Origin of the sequence: Streptomyces sp. NPDC021080, assembly GCF_044333225.1 — a bacterium.
Lineage (GTDB): Bacteria > Actinomycetota > Actinomycetes > Streptomycetales > Streptomycetaceae > Streptomyces.
In genome coordinates this window covers 1-26,136 of record NZ_JBIRQM010000008.1, presented here as the reverse complement: position 1 = coordinate 26,136, position 26,136 = coordinate 1, and the positions used below count along the sequence as shown (strand labels likewise).

Sequence of the window (26,136 nt, the reverse complement as noted above, 5' to 3'; positions counted from 1 at the left end):
ATGGCCGACGACACCATCCACGCGGCGGGCTGCGTCCTGTGGCGCCGCTCCCCGGTCGACTCCGCGCTGGAGATCTGCCTCGTCCACCGGCCCAAGTACGACGACTGGTCGCACCCGAAGGGCAAGCTGAAACGCGGCGAGGAGTTCCTGACCGGCGCGCTGCGCGAGGTCGAGGAGGAGACGGGTTACGGCGCCGTCCCCGGCGCCGTCCTTCCCACGCTCCGCTATGTCGTCGGCGAACGCCCCAAGGAGGTCCGTTACTGGGCCGCCGAGGCGGGCGACGGCCGCTTCGCCCCGAACGACGAGGTCGACCGTGTGCTCTGGCTCTCCCCCACCGCCGCACGCCACCGTCTGACCCAGCCCCGCGACCGCGACCTGGTCGACGCGCTGCTGGACGCGCTGCGTCCGGCCTGACGTGTTCCCCTGTAAGTAAGGGCGCCGCTCCTGGCATCCGGCGCGGCGCCTCGGCATGCGCGCGAACGCACCTGGGGCGCCGACGGCGGCCACTCACCGTGACGAGCGCGCCCTTCGCTGTTGCTCATGAGGAAATCGGGGCGAATGAGCTGTGACGGGAACATGGGCGCCGCGTATCGCGGCCACACCCGTTCGATTACCTGGAGTTTCCCTTCCGGACCCTTCGGCCGGGACATAGCCGTGTCCTCGGCGTAAGCGTTCCGTGACCTCACCGCACCGCCGTCAGGGGTTCACCCTCCGTTCACTTATGCCCTTCGGCGCCTTCACCTGATCTGCCTAATTTCGGCCTTACGCGGTGCGAACGACGCCCCAGGGCGAACCCTTCACATCGCTACGGATCGCAGTTCACAGACATCGCACGCCGCCACCTGACGGCGGCTCCTGGAAGGAACTCCCGAAGTGAAGCTTCAGCGCATGAACCGGCGGGCCCTCACCCTCGGTGCTCTCGCCGTCTCCGGCGCCCTGGCCCTCACGGCGTGCGGTTCTGACGACACCGGCAACACCAGCGGTGGCGGCAGCTCGGCCTCGGCCAGCAACAACAGCGCCATCAAGTGCGACAACGCCAAGGGTCAGCTGCAGGCCTCCGGGTCCTCCGCGCAGAAGAACGCGATCGACGCCTGGACGAAGGCCTTCACGGCCGCCTGCAAGGACGTCCAGATCAACTACAACCCGACCGGTTCGGGCGCCGGCGTCACCGCGTTCACCCAGGGCCAGACCGCGTTCGCCGGTTCGGACTCGCCGCTCAAGCCCGAAGAGGCCACGGCCGCCAAGAAGGTCTGCGGCGGCAACTCCGCGATCGACCTGCCCATGGTCGGCGGCCCCATCGCGATCGGCTACAACCTCGACGGTGTCGACAACCTCGTCCTGGACTCCTCCACGCTCGCCAAGATCTTCGACGGCAAGATCACGAAGTGGGACGACAAGGCCATCCAGGCCCTGAACCCCGACGCGAAGCTTCCCTCCACCAAGATCCAGGCCTTCCACCGCTCGGACGAGTCCGGCACCACGGACAACTTCACCAAGTACCTCATCGCCACCGTCCCGTCGGACTGGAAGTACTCCGGCGGCAAGGCCTGGCAGGCCAAGGGCGGCCAGTCCGCCCAGGGTTCCGCCGGTCTCGCCCAGCAGGTGAACCAGACCCCCGGCGCGATCTCGTACTTCGAGCTCTCCTACGCCACCGGCAGCGTCAAGGCCGCCTCGCTCAAGACCGCCGCCGCCACCCCGGCCGCCGCCACCGTCGAGAACGCCACCAAGGCGATCTCCTCCGCCAAGGTCGTCGGCACCGGCAACGACCTGGCCCTCCAGATGAACTACAAGCCGACCGCCGAGGGCGCCTACCCGCTCACGCTGGTCACCTACGAGATCCTCTGCGAGAAGGGCAACAAGGCCGACACGCTCGCCGCCACGAAGGCCTTCCTCACCTACACCGCGAGCGAGGACGGCCAGGCGCAGCTCACCGCCGCCAAGTACGCGCCGATCCCCGCCGAGATCATCACCAAGGTTCGTTCCACCATCTCGAACCTGAGCTGACCCGAGTGTGCGGCCCGCCTCGCCGAGGCGGGCCGCACCGTCCGGTGCACCGCCGCCTGGAGCCGCCACTCGATCCGGCTCCGCAGACCGGAGACTCATGATGGACATATCGACTCAAAGCACTGAAGCGCCTCCCCCCACGCCACGATCGGCCAGCCGCAAAAGGGCCGCCCGCGGCGCCACCCGCCCCGGAGACCGCGTCTTCCTCGCGCTCTCCCGCGGTTCCGGCATCCTCCTCCTGGTGATCATGGCCGCCATCGCGGTCTTCCTCACCTACCGCGCCTCGCTCGCGCTCAGCAAGAACCACGGCAACTTCCTCACCACCTTCGAGTGGAACACCGGCTTCACGCCGCCGGTCTTCGGCATCGCGGTGCTGGCCTTCGGCACGGTGGTCTCCGCGATCATCGCCATGGCCCTCGCGGTCCCGGTCGCCGTCGGCATCGCGCTGTTCATCACGCACTACGCGCCGCGCAAGCTCGGCGGACCCATCGCGTACGTGATCGACCTGCTCGCCGCCGTCCCCTCCATCGTGTACGGCCTCTGGGGCGCCATCGTCCTCGTACCGCACATGAACGGGCTGTTCGGCTGGCTCAACACCTACTTCGGCTGGACCGGCATCTTCAGCTGGCAGCAGGGAGCGCCCCGCTCCATGCTCACCGTCGGCATCCTGCTCGCGATCATGATCCTTCCGATCATCACGAACGTGAGCCGTGAGGTCTTCCGCCAGGCACCGCAGATGCACCAGGAAGCCGCACTCGCTCTCGGCGCCACGCGCTGGGAGGTCATCCGCATGTCGGTGCTGCCCTTCGGCCGCTCCGGCGTGATCTCCGCCTCGATGCTCGGCCTCGGCCGCGCGCTCGGCGAGACGATGGCCGTCGCCACCGTGCTCTCCCCGACCTTCGACATCCAGGCCAGCCTGCTCGACCCGGGCGGCGGCACCTTCGCACAGAACATCGCGGCCAAGTTCAACGAGGCCACCGTGTTCGGCCAGGACGCCCTGATCGCCTCGGGTCTCGTCCTGTTCGTGATCACCCTGCTGGTGAACGGCGCGGCGCGCTTCATCATCAACCGCCGCAAGGAGTACTCGGGGGCCAACGCATGAGCAACGCACCCGTCACCCGCAAGCACGCCAGCACACTGCGCGGAGGCAGCCTCCCGAAGTGGTCCCCCTGGGCCGTCGCGGCGGGATCCGTCGCGGTCGGGGTGGGGATCTCCTTCGCCGCCGGCCTGGACAGCAAGGTCCAGTGGGGCCTGATCGCCGCGATCGTCTTCATCCTCGGTACGTACGTGTCCGCCGCGCGCGTCGAGGGCCGCCGCCAGGCCAAGGACCGCGTCGCCACCAGCCTGGTCTGGGTCTGCTTCATCGTCGCCGTCATCCCGCTGGTCTCCCTGATCTGGGAGACCCTCAAGCGCGGCATCGCGGTCTTCGACATCTACTTCCTGAGCCACTCCATGGGTGTGGTCGCCGACACCGAGACCGGTGGTGGCATCTACCACGCGATCATCGGCACCCTGGAGCAGGTCGGCATCGCCTCGCTCATCGCCGTGCCGATCGGTGTGCTCACCGCGATCTACCTGGTGGAGTACGGCCGCGGCAAGCTCGCCAAGGCGGTCACCTTCTTCGTCGACGTCATGACGGGTGTCCCGTCGATCGTCGCCGGCCTGTTCGTTCTCAGCTTCTGGATCCTGATCATGGGCATGGGCTACTCCGGCTTCGCCGGCGCGATGGCCCTGTCGATCCTGATGATGCCCGTGGTGGTCCGCTCCACCGAGGAGATGCTCAAGCTCGTCCCGAACGAGCTGCGCGAGGCCTCCCTCGCACTCGGCATCCCGAAGTGGCGCACCATCCTCAAGGTGGTCCTGCCGACGTCCATCGGCGGCATCACCACGGGCGTGATGCTCGCGGTCGCGCGCATCACCGGTGAGACCGCTCCCGTGCTGCTGTTGGTGTGGGGTACGAACTTCATCAACAACAACCCGTTCGACGGCCCGCAGGCCTCGCTGCCGCTGTACATCTACCGGCAGTACTCCGCGGGAACCCCGGTGTCCACCGACAGGGCCTGGGCAGCGGCACTCGCCCTCATCCTGTTCGTCATGATCCTCAACATGGGCGCCCGCGCCATCGCGCGCTGGAAGGCACCCAAGACGGGCCGCTGACGCGGCCGATCAGCGACCCGATCCTTCCGAAAGAAGCAGTGACTGACATGGCCAAGCGAATCGACGTAAGCGGTCTCACCGCCTACTACGGCGCCCACAAGGCGATCGAAGACATCTCGATGACGGTCGAGCCCCGCTCCGTGACGGCCTTCATCGGCCCCTCCGGCTGCGGCAAGTCGACCTTCCTGCGCACCCTGAACCGCATGCACGAGGTCACCCCCGGCGGGCGTGTCGAGGGCAAGGTTCTCCTCGACGACGAGGACCTGTACGGGAACGGCATAGACCCCGTGGCCGTGCGCCGCACCATCGGCATGGTCTTCCAGCGCCCCAACCCCTTCCCCACCATGTCGATCTTCGACAACGTGGCGGCGGGCCTGAAGCTGAACGGCACCTACAAGAAGTCCGAGCTCGGCGACATCGTGGAGCGCTCCCTCAAGGGCGCGAACCTCTGGAACGAGGTCAAGGACCGGCTGAACAAGCCCGGGTCCGGCCTGTCCGGCGGTCAGCAGCAGCGTCTGTGCATCGCGCGGGCGATCGCGGTCGAGCCGCAGGTCCTGCTCATGGACGAGCCCTGCTCGGCCCTGGACCCGATCTCCACCCTCGCCATCGAGGACCTGATCGGCGAGCTGAAGGAGCGCTTCACGATCGTCATCGTGACGCACAACATGCAGCAGGCCGCCCGGGTCTCCGACCGCACCGCGTTCTTCAACCTCTCCGCGGTGGGCCAGCCCGGCCGCCTCATCGAGATCGACGACACGGAGCGCATCTTCTCCAACCCGTCCGTCCAGGCCACGGAGGACTACATCTCCGGTCGCTTCGGCTGACCGGACCGCCTCCCGAAACCCCTCGCGGTGCTGCATGGCGGTGCCACCGCGAGGACGAGAAGGGCCCGCCCCTGGCTCCCGGGGGCGGGCCCGTTCGCCTTACCGGGCCCCCGGCTCCCGGGGGGGGGACTGGTTCGTTTTCCCGCGCCCACGTCTTCCCACCCCCGTGCCGAGTCCGGGCACGGGACACCCCGGTCACCGATCTTCAGCCCGTCCGGCGTTTGAGGACGAGGCCGTCCGGGCCGATGCGGGGGTCCGGGGGCGGCAGCCCCCGGGGACGGGAAGGGGCGGAGGGGGCGAGAAACGCAAAGGGCCGGCCCCGAAGGACCGGCCCGCGCACCGCCGGGCACCCCGGCAGCGATCACGCCCTACAGGAACGCCAGGTTCACGACCCAGAAGCTGGCGGCGGCCACGAGAGCCGCGGCCGGCATGGTGATGAACCAGCCGAGGACGATGTTCTTGGCGACACCCCACCGCACGGCGTTCACCCGCTTCGTCGCCCCGACACCCATGATCGCCGAGGTGATGACATGGGTCGTGGAGATCGGCGCCTTGAAGAGGTAGGCCGTGGTGAACATGATCGACGCACCGGTCGTCTCCGCGGCGAACCCCTGCGGCGGATCGAGTTCGATGATCTTCCGTCCGAGCGTCCGCATGATGCGCCAGCCGCCCGCGTACGTGCCCAGCGACAGCATCGTCGCGCAGACGATCTTCACCCAGACCGGAATCGGGTCGTTCGGCCCCTGCTCACCGGCGATGACCAGCGCCATCACCACGACACCCATCGTCTTCTGGGCGTCCTGGAGACCGTGTCCGAGCGCCATGCCGGCCGCGGACACCGTCTGCGCGATACGGAAGCCGCGCTTGGTCTTGTGCGGGTTGGACCGCCGGAACAGCCACATGATCACGGCCATCACGAGATAGCCGACGAGCAGACCGACGAGCGGCGACAGGAACATCGGGATGATGACCTTGTCGAGCAGCCCGCTCCAGTAGACCGTCGTGCCGCCGGCCAGGGCCGCGCCGACCATGCCGCCGAACAGGGCGTGCGAGGACGAGGACGGCAGTCCGAAGTACCAGGTGATCAGATTCCAAGTGATCGCGCCGACGAGCGCCGCGAAGAGGATGCCCATCCCCTTCGAGCCCTCGGGCGTCTGGATCAGCCCCTCACTGACGGTCTTGGCGACCCCGCTGCCGAGGAACGCGCCGGCGAGGTTCATCACCGCGGCCATGGCGAGCGCGGCCCGCGGCGTCAGGGCACGCGTGGACACGGAGGTGGCGATGGCGTTCGCCGAGTCGTGGAAGCCGTTCGTGTACGTGAAACCGAGCGCGACCCCGATGGTCACGATCAAAGCGAAGGTGTCCATGAACGGGTCAGGACTCCTTGACGGCGATGGTCTCCACCGTGTTCGCCACGTGCTCGAACGCGTCGGCCGCTTCCTCCAGCACGTCCACGATCTGCTTGAGCTTCAGCACCTCGATGGCGTCGTACTTGCCGTTGAAGAGGTGGGCCAGCAGCTTGCGGTGGATCTGGTCGGCCTGGTTCTCCAGGCGGTTGACCTCGATCCAGTACTCCGTGAGGTTGTCCATGGTCCGCAGGTTGGGCATGGCCTCGGCGGTCAGCTCCGCGGCCCGCGCCAGGACCTCGATCTGCTGCTCGACACCCTTGGGGAGTTCCTCGACGTTGTAGAGGACGACCAGGTCGACGGCCTCCTCCATGAAGTCCATGATGTCGTCGAGGGACGAGGCGAGGTTGTAGATGTCCTCGCGGTCGAAGGGCGTGATGAAGGAGGAGTTCAGCTGGTGGAAGATCGCGTGTGTCGCGTCGTCACCAGCGTGTTCCGCGGCCCGCATGCGCTCTGCGATCTCGGCCCGGGCGGAAGCGTCCGCCCCGAGCAGTTCCATCAGGAGTTTCGAGCCCGTGACGATGTTGTCCGCGGATGCGGAGAACATGTCGTAGAAGCTCGTCTCCCTGGGGGTCAGACGAAAGCGCACGTTGAGGTCCTCGGGGTGCTTCGATTCGGTCAGGCTGATGCTAGGCGCATCATCCGGCCACGGCTAATGGGCCGCCACCCAGTGTCGCCCATCAGACACAGTGATCGGCACGGGGTCCGGTACCGGCGCCGGGCAAGGACTCCCTACCCAGCAAAGTTCGGTACGATATACCCACCAGGGGTATATGTAAGTGGCGTTTCAGACAGGATCGCCGATCGGATCCAGCAGGAGGACGCGATGACGACCACCGAGGCCGGCAAGGCGGTGCCCTCCGGCGACGCGCAGGAGATCGCGACCGACCACGACCGCGGCATCCACGGCTACCACCAGCAGAAGGACGAACACCTGAAGCGGCTGCGCCGCATCGAGGGGCAGATCCGCGGCCTCCAACGGATGGTCGACGAGGACGTCTACTGCATCGACATACTCACCCAGGTGTCCGCCTCCACCAAGGCCCTCCAGTCCTTCGCGCTCCAGCTCCTGGAGGAGCACCTGCGGCACTGCGTGGCGGACGCGGCACTCAAGGGCGGCGACGAGATCGACGCGAAGGTCGAGGAAGCGACGAAGGCGATCGGCCGCCTGCTGCGCACCTGAGCGGCCCGCCGGACGCGGACGTCACACGAAATGCGCGAAACATGAGAGATACGACGCATGTGACATCCGCGACGTGCGCACCTCGGACACCGGGACAGGGCCGGAAAGGACTAGTCCTCCGCGCGCCGCTGCTCAGGAGCGCGCTCTTCGGCCACTTTCAGCACCGCGTCGATGCTCTCCAGACTGAGGCGGTCCTCGTGTGCCGCCGAAGCCGCGATGATCAGCTCGCCGCACAGGTCGATCTCGGCGAGGGCCACGTGGTCCTGAACTGCCGTACCGCCGACCGGAGCCACGCGCATCACCTCTTCCTGCCGTCACCGACTTCCTAGAGTAGGGAGCGGCCTACGCACCGCGCATGGCACGGAAGGGCCATTTCCAGCCCTCCTCCGAAGCTACGGCTCCGGATGGTCTTGCCCGTCCCGCCGGAAGCCACTACTCCGCGATCTTCCCCGCGTAGATGTCCGAGGAATCCGGCAGCCGTACGACGGCCGGGCTGCCGAAGTCGTACAGCAGGAGCGTCGAGGCGACGTCGACGGTGCCCTTGCTCTGTCCGTTGACGAAGCTGAAGCGGTGCCGGACCTTGCGCAGCCGCCCCTGGTCGTCGAGGTAGGCGTCGAACGGCACCTCGGCGGTGGCGAACCCCTTCGCCGCCGCCGTCAGCGCCGGCCGCTGCCCCGCCGAGGCGCCCCGCGCGGCGACCCCGAGGTCGGCGGTCCCGCGGTAGTGCCGCACCGGGATCCCGGCGACCTCGGTCCTCCCCACGTAGGTCACCGACCGCGCGCCGCGCAGCAGTTCGGCCGCGGCGTACGGGTCGGTGGCGCCGCCGGTGACCAGATTGCCGTCCGTGAGCCCGGCCGTCGCCACGCGCACCCATTTGTCGGCGGGCACTCCGGCACCCCGGTTCTTCATGAACAGGGCTCCCGGAGCGAGGAGTTCGGTGATCGGACGGTGCTCGGTCGTGCCCGCCGGGTCCTGCGGCAGCACCACCTTCAGCCGCCCGGTCTGCTTCCTGAAGTCGTACACGCCCTGCCCGCGGATGGTGACCCGGGTCCCACCGGTGGCCATCTCCATGGACGTACTGGCCTTCGCGCTGCCGGCGCGCTCCAGGGCGGACACCGCCCGGCGCAACGTCTCGAGGGTGCCGGGTCCGGTGCGGACGGCCTCCGCGGCCACTCCGCTGCCCGAGCACCCGGTGCCACAGACCATGAGCCCCGCCGCCACGCACGCGACCAGGACCGTCGCCCGTTCCTGCTGCTGCGCCACCATCGTCCACCGACCCCCAGCCGGTCCGTCCCGGGCCTTCCCGTCGTTCCGGTTAACGACAGGTGGGGACGCCCGTCACGCGGCAGGAATCCGTTCGCCCGGCTTGGGTAACGTTGTGGGTGTGGAGCATCTGGACGAGACCGACCCACTCCCCGGCCACCGGACGACCACGGTCGAGCAAGGCCCCTTCTGCCTGGCCCGCTGCACCTGCGGCTGGCGGGGCCCGGCCCGCCGCGCCAGAAGCCAGGCCCGCACGGACGCGACGACCCACGCCTTGGCAGTGACCGCCTGACACCTTCCGCCCCGCCCCGGAACGCGCACCCCCGCCAGCCTTCTCTCGCCCCCTCCGCCCCTGCCCTCCCCCAAGGTCTCGGCTTCGCTCGACCAGGGGGACCCCCATCGTCCCCGGGGCTCCGCCCCAGACCCAGCTCCTCAAACGCCGGAGGGGCTGAACTTTCCCCGGCCGGGGATGAAATGCGGACCGGCCACCACGACGCACCAGCAGCCGGGTACGCGCGGAAGGGACCGTGCTGCCCAAGCCACTGCGCACCCGCAGCCGGGTACGCGCGGAAGGGGCCGTGCCGGTACATCAGATGCCCGCAGGCCGGACGGATCGTCACCCACGCCCACTTCGCGACGCCGCTGGGATCCGTCCGGATGCGGGCGGATGTACCGGCACGGCCCCGACCCACCCACCGGCCGACACCGCGACGCCAGCGCGAGCGAACCCGCCCCCGCCGAACCGCCCCGGAACCCGACGTGCTGGGATGCGGTGTGCTGTAGCCGTTCTGGGACACAGCCGCGGAACCCCAGGGCCCGGGGGCCCGTCTCGTTCCACGGAACCCACGGGAGGCACATATGCAACGGCGTTCGTTCATCGGCGGAGCCACCGCCGTTCTCGCGGCGGCGGCGACGTCCGCCTGCGCCGGCGGCGACAAGGGCGGCGCCGACAACAAGGCCGCGAGCACGAGCGCCGCGAACACCGCGTCCGGGACCACCGGGATACGTACGGCGACCACGGCCGACCGCGCGGCCGCCAACTGGATCGCGCTGGGCCACCAGCTGGACGGCACCCTGGTCCGCCCCGGCGACCACAGCTGGCCCGCCGCCCACCAGCTGTACAACACGCGCTTCGACAACCTGAAGCCCGCCGCCGTCGCCTATGTCGCGCACGCCGACGACATCCGCACGACCATGGACTACGCCCGCGCCCACGGCGTGAAGGTGTCCATCCGCAACGGCGGCCATTCCTACGCCGGTTGGTCCTCCGGCGACGGCCGTCTGATCATCGACGTCTCCAAGCTGAACAAGATCCGCGCCTCGGCGAACGAGGCGGTCGTCGGCGCCGGTTCCAAGCTGATCGACGTCTACCGCGCGCTGGCCGCGAAGGGCGTCACCATCCCCGCCGGTTCCTGCCCCACGGTGGGCGTCTCCGGCCTGACCCTGGGCGGCGGCCACGGCGTCGTGTCGCGGGCGTACGGACTGACCTGCGACAGCCTCACGCAGGCGACGCTGATCACCGCCGACGGCAGGCAGCTCACCGCGAACGCGACCGAGAACAAGGACCTGTTCTGGGCGCTGCGCGGCGCCGGCAACGGCAACTTCGGCGTCGTCACCGAGCTCCGCTTCAAGACCCACCCGGCGCCGCAGGGCGTCTCGGCGTACATGACCTGGCCGTGGGCCAAGGCCGCCGCCGTGGTGAAGGCCTGGCAGGAGTGGGGCCCGAGCCAGCCGGACGAGATCTGGTCGTCCTGCCACCTGGCGGGCGCGGCCGGCGGCACCCCCACCGTCTCCATAGCCGCCTTCTCCCTCGGCACCTACGGCGAGCTCCAGAACGCGGTGGACCGGCTGGCGGACCGGATCGGCTCCCCCGCGCGCAGCGTCTCCCTCAAGCGGCGCTCGTACGAGGAGTCGATGGAGGTGTACGCGGGCTGCTCGTCGTTCTCCGCGGACGCCCAGTGCCACCTGCCGGGGTCGACGCCGGGCCGCAGCCCGCAGGGCGCCCTCGGCCGCGAGACGTACGCGGCCCGCTCGGACTTCTTCGACCGCTCGATATCGGCGGCCGGAGTCCAGACGCTCCTGAACCAGATCTCCGCGGTCCGCGGCGGCGCGGGCAGCATCGCGCTCACCGCGCTCGGCGGCGCCGTCAACCGCGTCGCGCCCACGTCCACCGCGTTCGTGCACCGCCGCTCGCGGATGCTCGCCCAGTACATCGTGTCCTGGCGGGCGGGCACCTCGGGCACCACCGCCCAGTCCTGGCTGACGGGCGCCCACAACGCGATGTCCCGGTACGCCTCGGGCGCGGCCTACCAGAACTACACGGACCCGACGCTGACCAACTGGCGCAAGGCGTACTACGGCGACGCGGCCACCCGCCTCGCGGCCCTGAAGCACCAGTACGACCCGAACCGCTTCTTCTCGTTCCCCCAGGCACTCTGAGCGGCCCGGGCCGGCCCACGGACGCTCTGGACGGTCCCGGGCCGGCCCGCCTACGCGGCGAGGTCCCGTTCCTCCGTGTGCTCGGCCCGTGCCCCCGGGAGCAGCCGCTCCTTCCCGGCGGGTGCGGCGCCGCGCGCGCGGATCAGCCGGCCCGCGCGCGGCGTCGCCTCCACGGCCTTCATGACCGGGGTCAACAGAGCCATGGCGAGCGGCGACAGCAGCAGGACGACCGCCGTGCCGAGCGCGAACCCGCCGATGACGTCGGTCGGGTAGTGCACGCCCATGAAGACCCGGCAGAACCCTTCCAGCAACGCCAGCGCGATCCCCGCGAGTCCGAACTTCCGGTGGGCGACGAAGAGTCCGACACCCACCGCCATGGTGATCGTCGCGTGGTCGCTGACGAACGAGAAGTCGGTCTTGCCGCTCACGAGGACGTCCAGGCCCTGGTGGTCGACGAAGGGGCGCGGGCGCTCCACGAAACCCCTTATCGGGACGTTCACGAGGAGCGCGAGACCGGCCGCGAGCGGTGCCCAGACGAGGGCGGCCACGGACGCCGCCGCGTCGGCCCCGCCCCGCCGCCGCACGGTCGACCAGCACCACACGACCAGCAGGACCATCGCGAGCAGGAGTCCCCACTCGCCGACGAACTCCATGATCCGGTCGACCCAGTGCGGCGCGTGCTCGGCCAGGCCGTTGACGTCGTAGAGCAGGTCGACGTCGGGGTTCGAACCGGATTCGGCGAGTTGCGCCATGGCGCTGCGGCCCCTTCGTCGTCTTTCCCGCGGCCGCGCCCTTTCGCGCGCCGCTCGATCCCACCCCCGTGGTTGTAGATCAGTTCTCTACGTCAAAAGGAACGCACGGTTCCCTCCAATACGTTCCACCCTCCACGAAATGATCACGCACACGTTATCGAAGAGAGATATCGCCGCAGATCAGCGGGGGGATTCATACCGAAGTGGGCAATGCTTTCGCGCCGTCCTCGGTCACCCGGGTGGCCCCGAAGTAGTCGGGCGTGTCGATGGGGTCGAACCGGATGACGGCACCCGGTCTGGGAGCGTCGATCATGTAGCCGCCGCCCACGTAGATGCCCACGTGCCGGATGGCCCGGGAGTCGGTGAGGTCGTCCGAGAAGAAGACCAGGTCCCCCGGCAGGAGTTCGTCCCGCTTGGGGTGCGGCCCCGCGTTGTACTGGTCGTTGGCCACGCGCGGCAGGTTCACCCCGACACTGTCGTACGAGGCCTTCGTCAGACCCGAGCAGTCGAACCGTCCGCCCTGGTCAGCCGTGCCGTTGCCGCCCCACAAGTAGGGCGTGCCGAGCTTTCGCTGCGCGTACGTGATGGCCGCCGCGGCCTGCTTGGAGGGGTCGACGCGGGTGACCGGGGCCGCGAAGCTCTTGGCCAGTGTGGTGATCGTCTTCACGTAGTTCCGGGTCTCCGCGTACGGCGGCACGCCCCCGTACTTGATGACCGCGTAGGCGCCCGCGTTGTAGGCGGCGAGCATGTTCTCGGTGACGTTTCCCGGAGCGTTCTTCACATAGGAGGCGAGCTCGCAGTCGTACGAGGCGGCCGACGGAATCGCGTCATTCGGGTTCCATACGTCGCGGACGCCGTCCCCGTCGCCGTCGACCCCGTGGGTGGCCCACGTCCCCGGAATGAATTGCGCTATCCCTTCCGCCTGCGCCGGGCTCTTCGCGTTCGGATTGAATCCGCTCTCCTGATACAACTGGGCGGCGAGCAGGGCGGGATTGATCGCGGAGCAGAGATTGCCCCACTTCTGTACGAGGGTCCGGTACGCGGCGGGTACGGCGCCCTTGGCGAGCCCGACCGAACCGCCGCCGATGCCGCCCGCGAGGTTCCCGGCGACCAGGTAGACGCCGACGACGAGCAGCATCACGAAGCCCATCCCCGCGCCGACGGCCGCCGTCGCCACGATCCAGGCCTTACGCACCGTCAACCGCCCCTCGCCGACCGGGAGTCCGCCGACGTCAGTGTAGAGGCGGGCTCCCGTGCGGGAGGGGTGTCGCACGCGCGGACAGGGTGGTATGTCCGGCCGGAGAGGCGTTAACCGGCCAGGGCGGCCACGTGGTACAGCTCCTCGGCCTCGGTGCCGAACACGACGCTGTACGAGACGTCGTCGGTGTCCCCGCCCTGTTCGTGGCCGCCGATGACACCGACGACCGCCCCGTCCCCGTTCACCCAGGGACTGCCGCTGGTTCCGCCGGCGAAGGAGGGGCATTCGACGCGCTGCTGCGTACGGCTGTGCACGGCGGGCTTGTCGGTACAGGTGATGGGGGTGTCCACGGAGCCGGGGTATCCGGTGACGGTGACGGCGGTGGCCCCGGTGGCGCGGTGCGCGGCGAACGCGTTCCCGCCGACGGCGTCCTCGACCTCCTTGTCGCCCCGGCCGGCGAGGACGGCGAAGGCGACGTCGCTGTCCTCGTCCTGGTCCTGCTTCCATCCCTCGGGGAGGAAGACGCCCTGGACGTCCCAGAACCCGTACGGCGCCCTGCCGTCCCGGTAGCCGGGCGCGAAGGAGAGCTGCGCCTCCCCGTCCAGGCAGTGGGCGGCGGTGAGGATGAGATCCCGCCCCTCGCTGTGCACGACGGAGGCGGTGCAGAAGTGCCCGCCGCCGCCCTCGCTCGCCGCGCTCCCGTGGAACAGGGCGCCCACGCGGACGCTCCGGCTGTTCGGGGCGGCCTGGACGGTCACGCCGAAGGGCCCGGGGCCGTCGTCGGCCGAGGCGACGGACGAGGACGTCACCGCCAGCAGCACGAGGGCCGCACCGAGCAGTGCGGGCCGCCGGGTGTCTGGGAGACGGGTGATGCGGATGCTCTTCATCGCCCCTCACCTTGCCGCAAGCGGGTGAGAAAAACCTCGGACCTGTCCGAGTATCGCCTGTGAATGCCGACCCCGCCCGGCCACCGTCACCCGGTCGCACCCGTGGACCCGCAGGCCATGGGCCTGCCGGGCACCGTTTCAGCCCTGCAGGGGCCCGGTGCGGCGGCACTCCGCCCACAGCGGTTTCCCGCCCCGCGAGGCCACGGCTCGCGGGGCGCACGCGGTAAGCGCATGCGGCCGTTCCGAGTGAGGTAATTTTTCGCTCCCTGCCGCACACCCTCAAGAACGACAGGAAGGACCGGACCCGTGGCTGAACTCCCCTCCGGCCTCGACTGGGTGCGTGCCGCCCCCGAGGACGCGACCGGGCCGGGCCCCTGGATCGAGATCGCCTTCGGCGCGGACGACCTGGTCCACATAAGAGAGACGAGCGACCCGGAGAACGTCGTCACCACCACCCGCAGGAAGTGGGACGCGTTCGTCCTGGGCGTCCAGGCGGGCGAATTCGACCACTTCGTCGAGGGGCTGGAGGACGAACGGCCGTCGGCCCCCGCCGAAGACCGCTCATGAGGTCCTGAGACGAGCGCGGGCGGCCCGGCGAGCGCGGCGCCGCCACCCGTGCGATTCCCCTGAACGGGCTGTGAGTCGGGTCAAGCGGCCGTCTCCCTCCCGCCATCCGCGAACCATGGGCAGGTCATGCGCCCGTCGCGTTCAGTAAGGCGGAAGTAAGGCTTCCATGAGCCTCTTGTTGTCGCGTACTCAACAAGAGATGGTCGTCCGCGGGCCACTCGGCCCACCGCCGGAAACACCGCACCGACGGCGCACCCGCACCGCCCCTGTCCCCCCACTCCCAGGAGGCTGTACGTTGCGCACCACACTCCCCCAGAGACCTTCCCCCACCCGTGGCAACTGGCGCCGGGCCGGCGCGGCCGTCATCGGCGTCGCCGCCCTCGTCCTCGCGGGCCTCGGCAGCGCCGGGCCGGCGCAGGCGCAGGCGCACCCCAAGGTCACCCCCCACGTCAGCTGGACCAGAGCGTGCGCGGCGCCCACGAAGCCCGGCGTCGCCGCCTGCGGCGCCGAGCGGGTCACCGACGGCGTCACCGAGTACATGGCGGAGCAGGCCTTCGCCACGGGCGTCACCCCCGAGGCCGCCACCGTCTCCGCCCCGTCCGGATTCGGGCCGACGGACCTCCAGGCCGCCTACGGCCTGACCTCCGCGGCCGCCTCCAACGGCTCGGGCGAGACCATCGCCGTCGTCGACGCCTACAACGACCCCAACGCCGAGGCCGACCTCGCGACCTACCGCTCGTACTACGGCCTCCCGGCGTGCACCACCGCCAACGGCTGCTTCAAGAAGGTCAGCCAGACCGGCTCGACCACCTCGCTCCCGGCGAACGACACCGGCTGGGCCGAGGAGATCTCCCTCGACCTCGACATGGCGAGCGCCGTCTGCCCGAAGTGCAGCATCCTCCTCGTCGAGGCCAAGTCCGCCACGATGGCCAACCTCGGCACCGCCGTCAACGAGGCCGTCGCCCTGGGCGCGAAGTACGTCTCGAACAGCTACGGCGGCTCCGAGTCGTCCTCCGACACCTCGTACGACACCGCGTACTTCAACCACCCCGGTGTCGCCATCACCGTCAGCGCGGGCGACTCGGGCTACGGCGCCGAGTACCCGGCCGCCTCGCAGTACGTCACCTCCGTCGGCGGCACCGCGCTGACCAAGGCGGCCTCCACCACCCGCGGCTGGACCGAGTCGGTCTGGAAGACCAGCAGCACCGAGGGCACCGGCTCCGGCTGCTCCGCGTACGATCCCAAGCCGAGCTGGCAGACCGACACGGGCTGCTCCAAGCGCACCGTCTCCGATGTCGCGGCGGTCGCCGACCCGGCCACCGGCGTCGCGGTGTACGACTCGTACGGCATCACGGCGGGCTGGTACACGTTCGGCGGCACCAGCGTCTCGGCGCCGATCATCGCGGGCGTCTACGCCCTCGGCGGCACCCCGTCCAGCGGCTCCTACCCGGCGAAGTTCCCGTACACGGCGGCCGGCACCTCGGCGCTCAACGACGTGACCTCGGGCAACAACGGCACCTGCAGCACCAGCTACCTCTGCACCGCGACGACGGGCTACGACGGCCCGACCGGATGGGGCACCCCGGAGGGGGTCACCGCCTTCACCGGCTGACCTCCGGAGTGCGGGCCGGTGCCGGGAGACGTGGGGTTCCCCGGCACCACCCGGCGAACGGGCCGCGGCAACCAGCCGCGGCCCGTTCCGCGTTCCCGTCACCGGCGCGGCACGTCCACCCCGCACGGACCCGGCGACCCGGGGAACACCGGCGCGACGCACCGTCAGAAGCCTTCCCGGCAGCCCGCGTCCGTTCGAATCCATCCCGCGCGCGAGGCGTAGAAGGGGACAACGACGGAACCGCGCGCCAGGTTTCGCTTCCGCTTCATTGCCCGGCGTGACCGGCCGTGATACACAGAGTGACGATACGACTCTTCGTATACCGCCGTACGCCTCCCGGGAGGGTCCCGCGTACGCCGGTGACAAGGAATTCGCACGAATCCCGCCAACCAATGACGTCAAGTCGACATACGAAGGCGTCATTGTCGGCGAGAATGGGCCCGACCTCTGCGCACAGTGGCAGGGGGTGCAGAACTACCCACTAGGGGCGGTGACTTACATGCTTTTCGCAGCCGACAAGGGCGACATCAACACAATCATCGGTGGAATCGCTCCGGACTGGGGTCCCTTCGGCAGCCTGGGCAACGAAGCCAAGGTGATGGTCGAGGTGGTGATGGCGGTCGCCATCCTGCTCTGCCTCGGCATCGCGATCTGGGGTGCTGCCAAACAGCGCATCGGCGCGACCGCCCTCCGCGACACCTTCAGCGCCGAACAGGGTAAGGGCCTCATCATCGCCGGGCTCACGGGAGTCTTCATCATCGGTTCCCTCGGCACGCTCTTCACCATCGTGTACGGCATGGCCGTGTAGCCCGGCCGGGCCGCGCCGCACCCGGCGCGCCGTCAGTACCCGGCCGGGCGCGCCCGGATTCTCGCTCCACCGATCCATCCGTCCGTCGTGCCCACCGGCTGAGGTTGCAACTCCCTGATGTCCAGTCACCACACCGCGCCCGCGCGGGAACCAGCACGGCTACCGTCGTACTACGTGGTTCAGCGAGAGGTTGAGGGGGCGCACGCGGCATGAGTCTCGGTGACGAACCCGGGTACGGCGACGGCCCGCGCGGCGAGGACGGAGGGTACGGCGGCTCCGGCCAGACCCGCACCCGACTGCCCGACCGCCAGGGCGACGTGTACGGAGGCGCGCGGCGCGGACGCGGATCCTCCTCGCGGAGCCTGGTCACGGTCGTCGGCGTGGTCGTCCTGCTCATCGCCGCGATCGCCTTCGCGAACCGCGGCGACAACGCGGCCTCCTCGGGCGGCAACAGCGGCGACAAGGCGAAGACGTCCCCCACAGCGGCCTCCGGCAACCACCCGGTGAGCACGAAGACCGCCGACATCCCGTCGGGCTTCCCCCACACGAAGGAGGGGGCACAGAGCGCTGCCGCGAATTACGGGGTCGCGCTCGGCTCCACCGGCATGTTCAACGCCGACCAGCGGCACGCGATCGTCAACACCGTGTACACACCCGACGTGGCAGCCGCCCGGCAGCCCGATCTGGACTCGGCCTACACGAGCGAGAAGTTCCTGACGAACATCGGACTGGACAAGAGCGGCGCCGCGCCGGCCGGCCAGACCTTCATCTCGCGCATCATCCCGGTCGGCACCAAGACCAAGGCTTTCAGCACGGACAGCGCCACGGTCGAGCTCTGGTACACCTCGCTCTTCGGCCTGTCCGGCGACGGGTCCACCAACCCCGTGTCGGAGAGCTGGTACACGACGACCTACCAGCTGAAGTGGATCAACGGGGACTGGAAGGTCACCGACTTCACTCAGAAGGACGGCCCCGTCCCGGTGGGACGGGACCAGAAAGCCTCCACCGCGGACGACATGACCAAGGCCGTCGAGGAGTACGGAGGGTTCACGTATGCCCGCTAACAAGCCGCGCCGTGTCCTCTCGCTCGCCGCCACGGTGGCAGCGATGCAGTCGACAGCCGTCCTGCTGGCCACCAAGGCGGTCGCCGCCCCCAGCCCGACCCCCAGCCGCAACCCCTGTGAACTCGTCCGTGGCCCCGCCAGAAAGTACTGCGACAGCGGCACCAAGGGATCCGGCAAATCCGGCCTCACCACCGACCCCGGTGTCGGGTCCGCCACGGACCCCCTCTCCTCGCTGGCCAAGGGCTGCGCCGACGCCGCCTCCTGGACCATCGACAAACTCTCCGCCGCCGTGAACGACACCGCCAACGTCGACTTCACGAACCAGAAGTTCCTCCAGCAGTACGCCGTCGTCTTCGCGGCGTCCACGATCCTGACCCTGCTCCTGTGGCTGCTGGCCGTCGCCAAGCGGGCCGTGCGAGGTGTCCCCCTCGGCACCGCCCTCTCCGAGGCGATCGGCTTCCTCTGGCTGACCGTGCTGGCCTCGGCGTTCACCCCCCTGATCCTCTACACGGTCGTCTCGGCGACGGACGGCGTGACGGAGGTGCTCGCCAAGACGACCGGCAACCAGACGGACACGTTCTTCGGCACGTTCTCCGGCGCGCTGAACAAGGGCAGCAACATCGGCGGCGGCCCCATCATGCTGATCGTCGTCTCGATGGTCTCGATCCTGGCCGCCGGCATCCTCTGGCTGGAGCTGGTCATCCGGGCTGCCCTGCTCTACGTGGGCGCCCTCCTCGGCACCGTCGTCTACGCCGGCCTCGTCGACAAGAACCTGTGGGGCCACGTCCGCCGCTGGGCGGGCATCATGATCGCGGTCATCCTCGTCAAACCGGTCATCGTGATCGTGCTGGGCCTCGCCGGCGCCCTGTCGTCCTCCGACAACGGCCCCGACGCGTTCTCCGCCGTCGTCTCCGGGCTCGCCATCATCCTGCTCGCCATCTTCGCCAGCGCGATGATCTACCGCTTCGTCCCCGGCTTCGGCGACGAGATCGCCGGCTCCCGCAACAACCGCATCATGCAGGGCGCCGAGAGCAAGGCCGCCGCCGTGATCAGCTCGCCGGCCACCCTCGTCGCGCAGGGCATCAAGACCCACAGCTCACGCGCCGACAACAACGGTGGCGGCGGAGGCGGCAACAGCCAGCCCCGCCCCGCCAACCCCGCGTCCGGCGGTGTGGCCGCGCACAGCAGCCGTACGCCGAACGGAGGCGGCGGATCTGTCCCCTCCGCCGCACCACCGCCGCGCAGCAGCCCGGTCAACACCCCGCACGCAAGCAACACCCGCAACAGCAACCGCACGGGAGGTGAAGGGCGTTGACGACCGATTCCCACTTGTCCCATCCGGTCACGCCCCGCCGTACATATCTGATCGGCCGCGCCCGGCCGAACGCGATCGTCGGCCGGAACCGCGAGTCCGGCGAGATCGCGCTCATCATCGCGGGCGCGTTCCTCGGCATGATGTGCGGCCTGCTCGTCCCGGTGCTGTCCCTGCGGATCGTGCTGCTGATGGGCTTCCCGCTGCTCGCGCTCGCCGCCGTGTACGTCCCGTACAAGCGGCGCACGTTCTACAAGTGGTTCGAGATCAACCGCAGCTACAAGCGGACCCTGCGCCAGGGAACGGCGTACCGCAACCAGGTGATGGAGGCCGGCACCCGCCTCGACGGCAGAGAGGTCGAGATCGGGCCGCCGCCCGGCATCGGGCGCATCTCCTGGCTCGCCGCCCCCTTCGGCCCCGACGAGATCGCCGTGCTGCTGCACGCCGACCGCAGAACCGTCACAGCCGCCATCGAGATCGAGGGACCGGGCGTCGGACTGCGCGACAGCGAGGACCAGGAGGCCCTCGTCGACCGCTTCGGCACACTGCTCAAGCACGTGGCGAACGGCGACGGCTTCGTCACCCGCCTCCAGATGCTCGCCCGCACCCTCCCCGCCGACCCGGACGCCCATGCCAAGGACGTCTCCCAGCGCGGCGACGACCGGGCCCCCGGCTGGCTCCAGCAGTCGTACGACCAGCTCCAGTCCATGGTGTCCACGAGCAGCGAGCAGCACCGCGCCTATCTCGTCGCCTGCATGCACTACTCGCGTGAACTGGCCGCCGAGGGCCAGGCCATGGCGCGCGCGGCACGGCCGCAGGGCGGACGGAAGGTCGACCGGGACGCCGGACTCGCCGTCGTCATGGCCCGCGAGCTGACCGACATCTGCTCCCGGCTCCAGGAAGCCGACATCCGCGTACGGCAGCCGCTCGGCCAGGGCCGGCTCGCCTCCCTCGTGCACTCGATGTACGACCCCGACCACCCGATCGACCACATCCAGGCGATGACCAAGCGCAACGCCTGGCCGGCCGAACTGGACGCCATGGAGCCGACGTACCTCCAGGCGAAGACCCGCGAGTCCTCCACCCGCGCCCCCTGGTGCCACGCCACGGCCTGGGTGAAGGAATGGCCGATGACCCCGGTCGGCGTCAACTTCCTCGCCCCGCTCCTCGTCCACACCCCCGACGTCATCCGCACGGTCGCCGTGACCATGGACCTCGAACCCACCGAGATCGCCATCGAACGCATGCTGACCGAGAAGACCAACGACGAGGCCGAGGCCAGCCGCGCCGCCAAGATGAACCGCACCGTCGACCCCCGCGACATCGCCTCGCACAACCGCCTCGACCAGCGCGGCGAGGACCTCGCGAGCGGCGCCGCGGGCGTCAACCTCGTCGGCTACATCACCGTCTCCTCCCGCAACCCCGAAGCCCTCGCGCGCGACAAGCGCACCATCCGCGCCTCGGCCGGAAAGTCGTATCTGAAACTGGAGTGGTGCGACCGCGAGCACCACCGCGCCTTCGTCAACACACTGCCGTTCGCCACCGGAATCCGCAGGTAGGGGCTGATGCACTGATGCGGGATCCGCTGTCCGCCGCGACGGACGCCTTCACGTCCTTCCTCTTCGGCAAGGTCGAGACGACCCGCCTGCCCGTGCGCACGTCCACGGGCCAGGCGCAGGCGGTCTACCTGCCCACCGCCGCACCGGGTCTCGGCGACTCGGGCGTCATCATCGGCCGCGAGGTGTACTCCGGCAAGGGCTACATCTACGACCCCTTCCAGTTGTACGGGCAGCAGCTCCCCGCCCCGCACTGGCTGGTCCTCGGCGAGTCCGGCAACGGCAAGTCGGCCCTGGAGAAGACCTACGTCCTGCGGCAGCTGCGCTTCCGCGACCGCCAGGTCGTCGTCCTCGACGCCCAGGGCGAGGACGGCGTCGGCGAATGGAACCTCATCGCGCAGGAGCTGGGGATAACTCCCATCCGGCTCGACCCGACGGCCGCCCTGGACATGGGCATCCGGCTCAACCCGCTCGACCCGTCCATCACGACGACGGGCCAGCTCGCCCTGCTGCGCACCATCATCGAGGTCGCGATGGGCCACGGCCTCGACGAGCGGTCCGGCTTCGCCCTGAAGGTCGCCCACGCCTACGTCAACGAGACGATCGTCGAGCGCCAGCCGGTGCTCACCGACATCGTCGAGCAGCTGCGCCACCCCGAACCGGAGTCGGCCGAGGCGATGAACGTCGCCATAGACGACGTACGGGCCTGGGGTCTGGACGTGGCCCTGGTCCTGGACCGACTCGTCGACGGTGACCTCAGGGGCATGTTCGACGGCCCGACGACGGTCGGCATCGACCTGGACGCCCCGCTCATCGTCTTCGACCTGTCGCACATCGACCGGAACTCCATCGCCATGCCGATCCTCATGGCGATCGTCGGTGTGTGGCTGGAGCACACCTGGATCCGGCCCGACCGCAAGAAGCGCATCTTCCTCGTGGAAGAGGCCTGGCACATCATCAACAGCCCCTTCGTGGCCCAGCTCTTCCAGCGGCTGCTGAAGTTCGGGCGCCGCCTCGGCCTGTCCTTCGTGGCGGTGGTCCACCACCTGTCGGACGTCGTCGACGGAGCGGCGGCCAAGGAGGCCGCCGCGATCCTGAAGATGGCCTCGACGCGGACCATCTACGCCCAGAAGGCCGACGAGGCCCGCTCGACGGGCCGGGTCCTCGGTCTGCCCCGCTGGGCGGTCGAGATCATCCCGACCCTGACCCCGGGCATCGCGGTCTGGGACGTCAACGGCAACGTCCAGGTGGTCAAGCACCTCATCACCGAGACGGAACGCCCGCTGGTGTTCACCGACCGCGCGATGACGCAGTCGTCCGCCGACCTCGCCGCCGACGACGCCCTGCGCGCCGCCGAACTGGAGGCCGAGGAGCGGGCGGCGGCCTTCATGGAGCAGCATCTCAGCGATCTCGACGGCTCCGCCGAGTCCACGGTGGCGTGAGATGAGCCAGTACCCCGACCGGCGCGACGACCGCCCCGCCCCCCGGCACGAGGGGGCGGGCGGCATCCCCGACGGCCTGCTGATCGGGGTGCTGGCCTTCCTCCTCGGCATGACCCTGATGGTGTGGTCGGCGACGGGCCTCGCGGGCTGGTTCTCCCGCGGCGCCTGGCCGGACGCGATCACCTTCACCCGTACGCCCCTGGCCATGCGGCACCTGATCGGCGCCCCGCACGACATCGCCGGCGCCTGGCCCGACACCCCGGCCTCCCAGCTGTCGGGCTACGGCCTCTTCTGGGGCCTGTTCATCGGCCAGTTGATGGTGCTGCTGGTCCTCGCCGTGTTCGTGATGGGCACGGTGGCACGGTGGCGGGCCGGACGAGCACGAAGACGCGCGCAGGCCGGGACGGCCCGGTCGTCCAGAGCCTCCGCGAGTTCCACAGCTTCCGCGACTTCCGCGGACGCGCTTGACCCGGTGGTACCGCCGGCCAGGTCGGAACACCGACTGCTGCCGACGCACCCCCTGGAGACGGCCCCCAGAACACCCGAGGGCGAACGGGCGAGCACCCCGCCACGCGAACGGCTGGGCGAACGACCGGGCGAGCAGCAGGGCTACAGGCATGCGGCCGCACAGACTCAGGGGCTCACGGGGGCGCAGACACCCGGCGATCCGGCCTGGCAGCCGCACGGTCCTGTGGCCTCGCCGGCGCAGATACGGGGGCACTCGGGCCCGGAGGCACCGGACCACCAGGACGGCTGGGAAGCCGTCGCCTCCACGGCCACGGCAGCCTCTCCCGCGACGGTGTCAGGTCCCGTCACGGCCCCCCGGCAGAAGCCCTGGTGGACATCCCCGCACGCGGTCGTCCTCGCCCCCGCCGAAACTCGGCACCCCACCGCGGCCCAGGCCGTACGCGACGCCGAAGGACCGGCCCTCGTCATCACCTCCGACCCCCGCACCTGGTCGGAGACCAAGGACGCCCGCGCCAAACTGGGACCCGTCCTCCTCTACGACCCGGCCCACCTCTGCGACACCCCGGCCCGGCTGCACTGGTCCCCCGCGGCCGGCTGCGAGGACAAGGAGACGGCCGCGGCCAGAGCGGCGGCACTCCTCGCCCCGGTACGCCCCTCCGCCAAGGCGGACCAGGCGATGGCCGATGTCGCGGAAACCCTCATGCGCAGCTATCTGCACGCCGCAGCGGTCGAGGGCAAGGCCTTCCGCCACGTCCACCGCTGGGCCCAGGGCGCACAGGTGCAGGACGCCGTACGGGCCCTGCGCACGAACCCCAAGGCCGCGTCCGGCACCGCGGGCGAGCTGGAGGCAGCACTCGTCTCCCACCCCGAACGCCGGGACATCGCGCAGGAACTGACGGCGCGTGCACTGTCGGCGCTCGCCACGGTGAACATCCGAGAATCCTGCACTCCGAACCGAAATGACAGCCTCGCCTTGGATTCCTTCGTCAACGAAGGGGGCACTCTTTATATGATCGGTGAACCCATCGAGGACCCCAAGGCAGACCCCGGCGCCATGCCGCTCCTGACGGCCCTCGCCTCAAGCGTGGTCGAGCGTGGCCGGCGCATGGCCGAACGGTCATCCTCCGGTCGGCTCGACCCACCACTCACGCTCGTCCTGGACGACATCGCGGCCGTGGCCCCGCTCCCCCAGCTCCCCGATCTCCTGACCGCGGGCCCGGCCCGCGGTCTGCCGACCCTGGCCCTCCTCCGCTCCCGCGAGCAACTCCGCTCGCGCTGGCCTCAGTACGAGCTTCCGGTCTGAGGCGGAGGCCTCGCGGGGGCCGTCCTGACGGGAGGAGCCACGCAGGGGCCCGCAGGACGGGAAGGGAGCCGGACGGAGGGCCTGCGGGACGCGAAGGGAGCCAGACGGAGACCGGTAGGACGCGGAGCCGGCCTGACGCCCGTCGGCCGCCTCAGCCCCGGGTGATGGCGAACTCCAGCTCCAGTTCGCCGGTGTCCCCCGGCATCGGCACCGTCACTCCTGTGGGCAGGAAACCCGCCTTCCGGTAGAACGCCTCGGCACGGCCGTTCTTCTCGTGCACGAACAGCCGTACGCGCTCGACTCCGGCTTCCCACGACCACGCGAGCGCGGCCTCGAAGAGCCCCCGGGTCACGCCGGCCGCGCTTCCCCGGTACTCGGGCCGTACGTACACCCCCACCAGATGCCCCTGACTCCGCTCGGGCACGAACCCGAACGCGTCGGGCGCCCCGGCCTCCTCGACCAGCACGGTCACGGACCCGGCCCAGACCCCGTCCTCGCCCACGGCCACGAGCTGCTGCCGCGCGGTGGCCCCGACGGCCGCCCCGGACGCCCGGTCCTGCCAGAAGGCGTCCGCCTTGACGACCACGTCCTCGTACGTCTCCAGGAACGCGAGGTGCGCGACAGGGTCCCGCAGGGCATCGAGTCTGAGCTCCTTCACCTGCCTCCACTCGTCGGAACGTATGGAGCGGATCACATGGGTCACGGAGGTCATGGCGTCACCGTAGTACGCGCGTACTACCTGGCTCATCCGTATATCCACCCTGCCGATCGCCGTCGGTCCGGCCACCGTCATGCTCTTCCCTGTACGGCATAGTCAGCCGACCGATCCGACAACGCGCAAGCTCGCCAGGGAGAACGCCGCATGGCCAAAGTCCAACTAGAGGAACTCCGCAACGTCATTCATCCCACGGGCAAGCTGGACAGCCGGGCGGAGCACTGGGCCGGACGCCTCTACATGAGGTCCCTCTCCCTGCGCGTGACCCGCCATCTGGTCGACACCCGTATCTCGCCGAACCAGATCACCGTGATCATGGTCTTCGCCGGGATGCTCTCGGGAGTCGCCCTGATCCTGCCGGGCCTCGGCGGCGCCGTTCTCTCCGTCGTCTTCATGCAGCTGTACCTGCTGCTCGACTGCGTGGACGGCGAAGTGGCCCGCTGGCGCCGCCAGTTCAGCCCGCTCGGCGTCTACCTGGACCGCCTCGGCGCCTACCTCGCCGACGCCGCCGTGATGGTGGGCATGGGCATCCGCGCCGCCCAGCTCGGCCTGAATCTCTATCTGGTGGCCGGCCTGGTCGCGGCGATCGGCGTCCTGCTCCTGAAGTCGTCCTCCGACCTCGTACACGTGGCCCGCTCCGACAGCGGCATGGAGAAGGCGACGGACGCCTCGGTCGTCCCGCGCTCCAGCGGTCTCGCACAGGTCCGCCGACTGGCCTCGGCCGTCGGGCTCCACCGCTTGGTCAACGGCATCGAGTGCACGATCCTGCTGCTCGTCACCGCGGTCGTCGACCTGGCGCTGGGCGACCTGACGGCCACACGGATCGCGACCGTCGCCGTGACGGCGATCGTGTGGCTGCTCGTGCCGGCGCACATCGTCTCGATCGTCGCGTCGTCCCGCCTGAAGTAACCGCACCACGAGAAAAGGGGGCGGTCTCCACGAGGAGACCGCCCCCTTTCTTCTGCCGAGTCATGGGCCCAGTACCGAGTCCTAGGTCCATGAAAAAGCCACGGCCCCCCGGAAAGCAAACGTTCCTGAAATGCAGAAAACCCCCGGACCGGTATCCCCGGTCCGGGGGTTTTCTCTAAAATTTGTTCGGCGGCGTCCTACTCTCCCACAGGGTCCCCCCTGCAGTACCATCGGCGCTGTGAGGCTTAGCTTCCGGGTTCGGAATGT

General features: G+C 69.8%; 25 protein-coding genes and 1 rRNA gene. 17 read left to right on the top strand and 9 right to left on the bottom strand.

The annotated features are described in order from the left end of the window. The 5 genes from ACH4S8_RS20650 to pstB all read left to right on the top strand — a co-directional run bounded on the left by ACH4S8_RS20650 (window position 1) and on the right by pstB (window position 4,985). Complete coding sequence (locus tag ACH4S8_RS20650; protein ID WP_398395988.1) at window positions 1-414, top strand: NUDIX hydrolase; 414 nt, start codon at window positions 1-3, stop codon at window positions 412-414. Window positions 415-873: 459 nt separating this feature from the next. Continuing rightward, complete coding sequence (gene pstS / locus ACH4S8_RS20645) at window positions 874-2,004, top strand: phosphate ABC transporter substrate-binding protein PstS (protein ID WP_398395986.1); 1,131 nt, start codon at window positions 874-876, stop codon at window positions 2,002-2,004. A gap of 100 nt (window positions 2,005-2,104) precedes the next feature. Next, window positions 2,105-3,106: a phosphate ABC transporter permease subunit PstC gene (gene pstC, locus ACH4S8_RS20640; RefSeq protein ID WP_398396679.1), complete on the top strand. Its 1,002-nt coding sequence runs from the start codon at window positions 2,105-2,107 to the stop codon at window positions 3,104-3,106. Next, window positions 3,103-4,161: a phosphate ABC transporter permease PstA gene (pstA, locus tag ACH4S8_RS20635; protein ID WP_398395984.1), complete on the top strand. Its 1,059-nt coding sequence runs from the start codon at window positions 3,103-3,105 to the stop codon at window positions 4,159-4,161. Before pstC ends, pstA begins: the two co-directional genes overlap by 4 nt. Window positions 4,162-4,208: 47 nt before the next feature. Then, a complete protein-coding gene (pstB, locus tag ACH4S8_RS20630) occupies window positions 4,209-4,985 on the top strand; it encodes a phosphate ABC transporter ATP-binding protein PstB (RefSeq protein WP_398395982.1) in 777 nt (258 codons plus the stop codon). A gap of 368 nt (window positions 4,986-5,353) precedes the next feature. Here pstB and ACH4S8_RS20625 read toward each other — a convergent pair whose 3' ends face one another. After that, window positions 5,354-6,352, bottom strand: a complete 999-nt coding sequence (locus ACH4S8_RS20625; protein WP_398395980.1) for an anion permease — start codon at window positions 6,350-6,352, stop codon at window positions 5,354-5,356. A gap of 7 nt (window positions 6,353-6,359) precedes the next feature. Continuing rightward, window positions 6,360-6,980, bottom strand: a complete 621-nt coding sequence (locus ACH4S8_RS20620; protein ID WP_037622416.1) for a DUF47 domain-containing protein — start codon at window positions 6,978-6,980, stop codon at window positions 6,360-6,362. Between the two features lie 237 nt (window positions 6,981-7,217). On the opposite strand from ACH4S8_RS20620, the gene ACH4S8_RS20615 reads away from it, so the two are divergent. After that, the gene (locus tag ACH4S8_RS20615; protein WP_398395978.1) at window positions 7,218-7,574 is read left to right on the top strand and encodes a metal-sensitive transcriptional regulator; all 357 of its coding nucleotides are present in this window, start codon (window positions 7,218-7,220) and stop codon (window positions 7,572-7,574) included. 110 nt (window positions 7,575-7,684) lie between these two features. Here the strand turns inward: ACH4S8_RS20615 and ACH4S8_RS20610 are convergent, their stop codons facing one another. Further along, entirely contained in the window at window positions 7,685-7,873 is a 189-nt protein-coding gene (locus ACH4S8_RS20610) for a hypothetical protein (protein ID WP_398395976.1), read from the bottom strand. Between the two features lie 133 nt (window positions 7,874-8,006). After that, the gene (locus tag ACH4S8_RS20605) at window positions 8,007-8,840 is read right to left on the bottom strand and encodes a hypothetical protein (RefSeq protein ID WP_398395973.1); all 834 of its coding nucleotides are present in this window, start codon (window positions 8,838-8,840) and stop codon (window positions 8,007-8,009) included. 118 nt (window positions 8,841-8,958) lie between these two features. Between ACH4S8_RS20605 and ACH4S8_RS20600 the strand changes: the two genes are divergently transcribed. Further along, window positions 8,959-9,129 (top strand): hypothetical protein, encoded by a 171-nt coding sequence (locus ACH4S8_RS20600; protein WP_398395971.1) that lies wholly within the window; start codon window positions 8,959-8,961, stop codon window positions 9,127-9,129. A 566-nt stretch (window positions 9,130-9,695) separates the two neighbouring features. Then, the gene (locus ACH4S8_RS20595) at window positions 9,696-11,276 is read left to right on the top strand and encodes an FAD-binding oxidoreductase (protein ID WP_398395969.1); all 1,581 of its coding nucleotides are present in this window, start codon (window positions 9,696-9,698) and stop codon (window positions 11,274-11,276) included. Between the two features lie 50 nt (window positions 11,277-11,326). Here the strand turns inward: ACH4S8_RS20595 and ACH4S8_RS20590 are convergent, their stop codons facing one another. From ACH4S8_RS20590 to ACH4S8_RS20580, 3 genes are all read right to left on the bottom strand, one after another. Next, on the bottom strand, window positions 11,327-12,028 hold the full coding sequence (locus tag ACH4S8_RS20590; RefSeq protein ID WP_398395967.1) for a phosphatase PAP2 family protein: 702 nt from the start codon (window positions 12,026-12,028) through the stop codon (window positions 11,327-11,329). A gap of 193 nt (window positions 12,029-12,221) precedes the next feature. After that, the gene (locus ACH4S8_RS20585) at window positions 12,222-13,229 is read right to left on the bottom strand and encodes an NlpC/P60 family protein (protein ID WP_398396677.1); all 1,008 of its coding nucleotides are present in this window, start codon (window positions 13,227-13,229) and stop codon (window positions 12,222-12,224) included. A 107-nt stretch (window positions 13,230-13,336) separates the two neighbouring features. Then, on the bottom strand, window positions 13,337-14,113 hold the full coding sequence (locus ACH4S8_RS20580) for a trypsin-like serine peptidase (RefSeq protein ID WP_398395965.1): 777 nt from the start codon (window positions 14,111-14,113) through the stop codon (window positions 13,337-13,339). Between the two features lie 306 nt (window positions 14,114-14,419). Here ACH4S8_RS20580 and ACH4S8_RS20575 point away from each other — a divergent pair, with 306 nt between their 5' ends. From ACH4S8_RS20575 to ACH4S8_RS20540, 8 genes are all read left to right on the top strand, one after another. Further along, window positions 14,420-14,680, top strand: a complete 261-nt coding sequence (locus ACH4S8_RS20575; RefSeq protein WP_398395963.1) for a DUF397 domain-containing protein — start codon at window positions 14,420-14,422, stop codon at window positions 14,678-14,680. Window positions 14,681-14,975: 295 nt separating this feature from the next. Beyond that, on the top strand, window positions 14,976-16,292 hold the full coding sequence (locus ACH4S8_RS20570) for a peptidase S8 (protein WP_398395961.1): 1,317 nt from the start codon (window positions 14,976-14,978) through the stop codon (window positions 16,290-16,292). A 499-nt stretch (window positions 16,293-16,791) separates the two neighbouring features. Then, complete coding sequence (locus ACH4S8_RS20565; protein WP_037622434.1) at window positions 16,792-17,100, top strand: hypothetical protein; 309 nt, start codon at window positions 16,792-16,794, stop codon at window positions 17,098-17,100. 209 nt (window positions 17,101-17,309) lie between these two features. Next, complete coding sequence (locus ACH4S8_RS20560) at window positions 17,310-18,164, top strand: hypothetical protein (protein WP_398395959.1); 855 nt, start codon at window positions 17,310-17,312, stop codon at window positions 18,162-18,164. Continuing rightward, window positions 18,154-19,479: a hypothetical protein gene (locus ACH4S8_RS20555; RefSeq protein ID WP_398395957.1), complete on the top strand. Its 1,326-nt coding sequence runs from the start codon at window positions 18,154-18,156 to the stop codon at window positions 19,477-19,479. The genes ACH4S8_RS20560 and ACH4S8_RS20555 overlap by 11 nt, the downstream gene beginning before the upstream one ends. Next, window positions 19,476-21,035 carry an SCO6880 family protein gene (locus tag ACH4S8_RS20550; RefSeq protein WP_398395955.1) on the top strand — a complete coding sequence of 520 codons (1,560 nt, stop codon included), beginning with the start codon at window positions 19,476-19,478 and terminating at the stop codon, window positions 21,033-21,035. Before ACH4S8_RS20555 ends, ACH4S8_RS20550 begins: the two co-directional genes overlap by 4 nt. Before the next feature lie 14 nt (window positions 21,036-21,049). Continuing rightward, on the top strand, window positions 21,050-22,474 hold the full coding sequence (locus tag ACH4S8_RS20545) for an ATP-binding protein (RefSeq protein WP_398395953.1): 1,425 nt from the start codon (window positions 21,050-21,052) through the stop codon (window positions 22,472-22,474). A 1-nt stretch (window position 22,475) separates the two neighbouring features. Next, on the top strand, window positions 22,476-24,245 hold the full coding sequence (locus ACH4S8_RS20540; protein WP_398395951.1) for a type IV secretory system conjugative DNA transfer family protein: 1,770 nt from the start codon (window positions 22,476-22,478) through the stop codon (window positions 24,243-24,245). Between the two features lie 151 nt (window positions 24,246-24,396). Here the strand turns inward: ACH4S8_RS20540 and ACH4S8_RS20535 are convergent, their stop codons facing one another. Beyond that, a complete protein-coding gene (locus tag ACH4S8_RS20535) occupies window positions 24,397-24,993 on the bottom strand; it encodes a GNAT family N-acetyltransferase (protein WP_398395949.1) in 597 nt (198 codons plus the stop codon). A 114-nt stretch (window positions 24,994-25,107) separates the two neighbouring features. Here ACH4S8_RS20535 and ACH4S8_RS20530 point away from each other — a divergent pair, with 114 nt between their 5' ends. Next, on the top strand, window positions 25,108-25,869 hold the full coding sequence (locus tag ACH4S8_RS20530; protein ID WP_398395946.1) for a CDP-alcohol phosphatidyltransferase family protein: 762 nt from the start codon (window positions 25,108-25,110) through the stop codon (window positions 25,867-25,869). 184 nt (window positions 25,870-26,053) lie between these two features. Here ACH4S8_RS20530 and rrf read toward each other — a convergent pair. After that, a 5S ribosomal RNA gene (rrf, locus tag ACH4S8_RS20525) occupies window positions 26,054-26,136 on the bottom strand; the annotation flags it as partial.

Bases quoted from the DNA above. Each gene is read 5' to 3' on its own strand.
- pstB (WP_398395982.1), top strand. From the start codon at position 4,209: ATGGCCAAGCGAATCGACGTAAGCGGTCTCACCGCCTACTACGGCGCC.
- ACH4S8_RS20615 (WP_398395978.1), top strand. From the start codon at position 7,218: ATGACGACCACCGAGGCCGGCAAGGCGGTGCCCTCCGGCGACGCGCAG.
- ACH4S8_RS20535 (WP_398395949.1), bottom strand. From the start codon at position 24,993: ATGAGCCAGGTAGTACGCGCGTACTACGGTGACGCCATGACCTCCGTG.
- ACH4S8_RS20580 (WP_398395965.1), bottom strand. From the start codon at position 14,113: ATGAAGAGCATCCGCATCACCCGTCTCCCAGACACCCGGCGGCCCGCA.
- ACH4S8_RS20530 (WP_398395946.1), top strand. From the start codon at position 25,108: ATGGCCAAAGTCCAACTAGAGGAACTCCGCAACGTCATTCATCCCACG.
- pstC (WP_398396679.1), top strand. From the start codon at position 2,105: ATGGACATATCGACTCAAAGCACTGAAGCGCCTCCCCCCACGCCACGA.
- ACH4S8_RS20650 (WP_398395988.1), top strand. From the start codon at position 1: ATGGCCGACGACACCATCCACGCGGCGGGCTGCGTCCTGTGGCGCCGC.
- ACH4S8_RS20595 (WP_398395969.1), top strand. From the start codon at position 9,696: ATGCAACGGCGTTCGTTCATCGGCGGAGCCACCGCCGTTCTCGCGGCG.
- ACH4S8_RS20540 (WP_398395951.1), top strand. From the start codon at position 22,476: ATGAGCCAGTACCCCGACCGGCGCGACGACCGCCCCGCCCCCCGGCAC.
- ACH4S8_RS20560 (WP_398395959.1), top strand. From the start codon at position 17,310: ATGAGTCTCGGTGACGAACCCGGGTACGGCGACGGCCCGCGCGGCGAG.
- ACH4S8_RS20590 (WP_398395967.1), bottom strand. From the start codon at position 12,028: ATGGCGCAACTCGCCGAATCCGGTTCGAACCCCGACGTCGACCTGCTC.
- ACH4S8_RS20610 (WP_398395976.1), bottom strand. From the start codon at position 7,873: ATGCGCGTGGCTCCGGTCGGCGGTACGGCAGTTCAGGACCACGTGGCC.
- ACH4S8_RS20545 (WP_398395953.1), top strand. From the start codon at position 21,050: ATGCGGGATCCGCTGTCCGCCGCGACGGACGCCTTCACGTCCTTCCTC.
- pstA (WP_398395984.1), top strand. From the start codon at position 3,103: ATGAGCAACGCACCCGTCACCCGCAAGCACGCCAGCACACTGCGCGGA.
- ACH4S8_RS20555 (WP_398395957.1), top strand. From the start codon at position 18,154: ATGCCCGCTAACAAGCCGCGCCGTGTCCTCTCGCTCGCCGCCACGGTG.
- ACH4S8_RS20605 (WP_398395973.1), bottom strand. From the start codon at position 8,840: ATGGTGGCGCAGCAGCAGGAACGGGCGACGGTCCTGGTCGCGTGCGTG.
- ACH4S8_RS20625 (WP_398395980.1), bottom strand. From the start codon at position 6,352: ATGGACACCTTCGCTTTGATCGTGACCATCGGGGTCGCGCTCGGTTTC.
- ACH4S8_RS20565 (WP_037622434.1), top strand. From the start codon at position 16,792: ATGCTTTTCGCAGCCGACAAGGGCGACATCAACACAATCATCGGTGGA.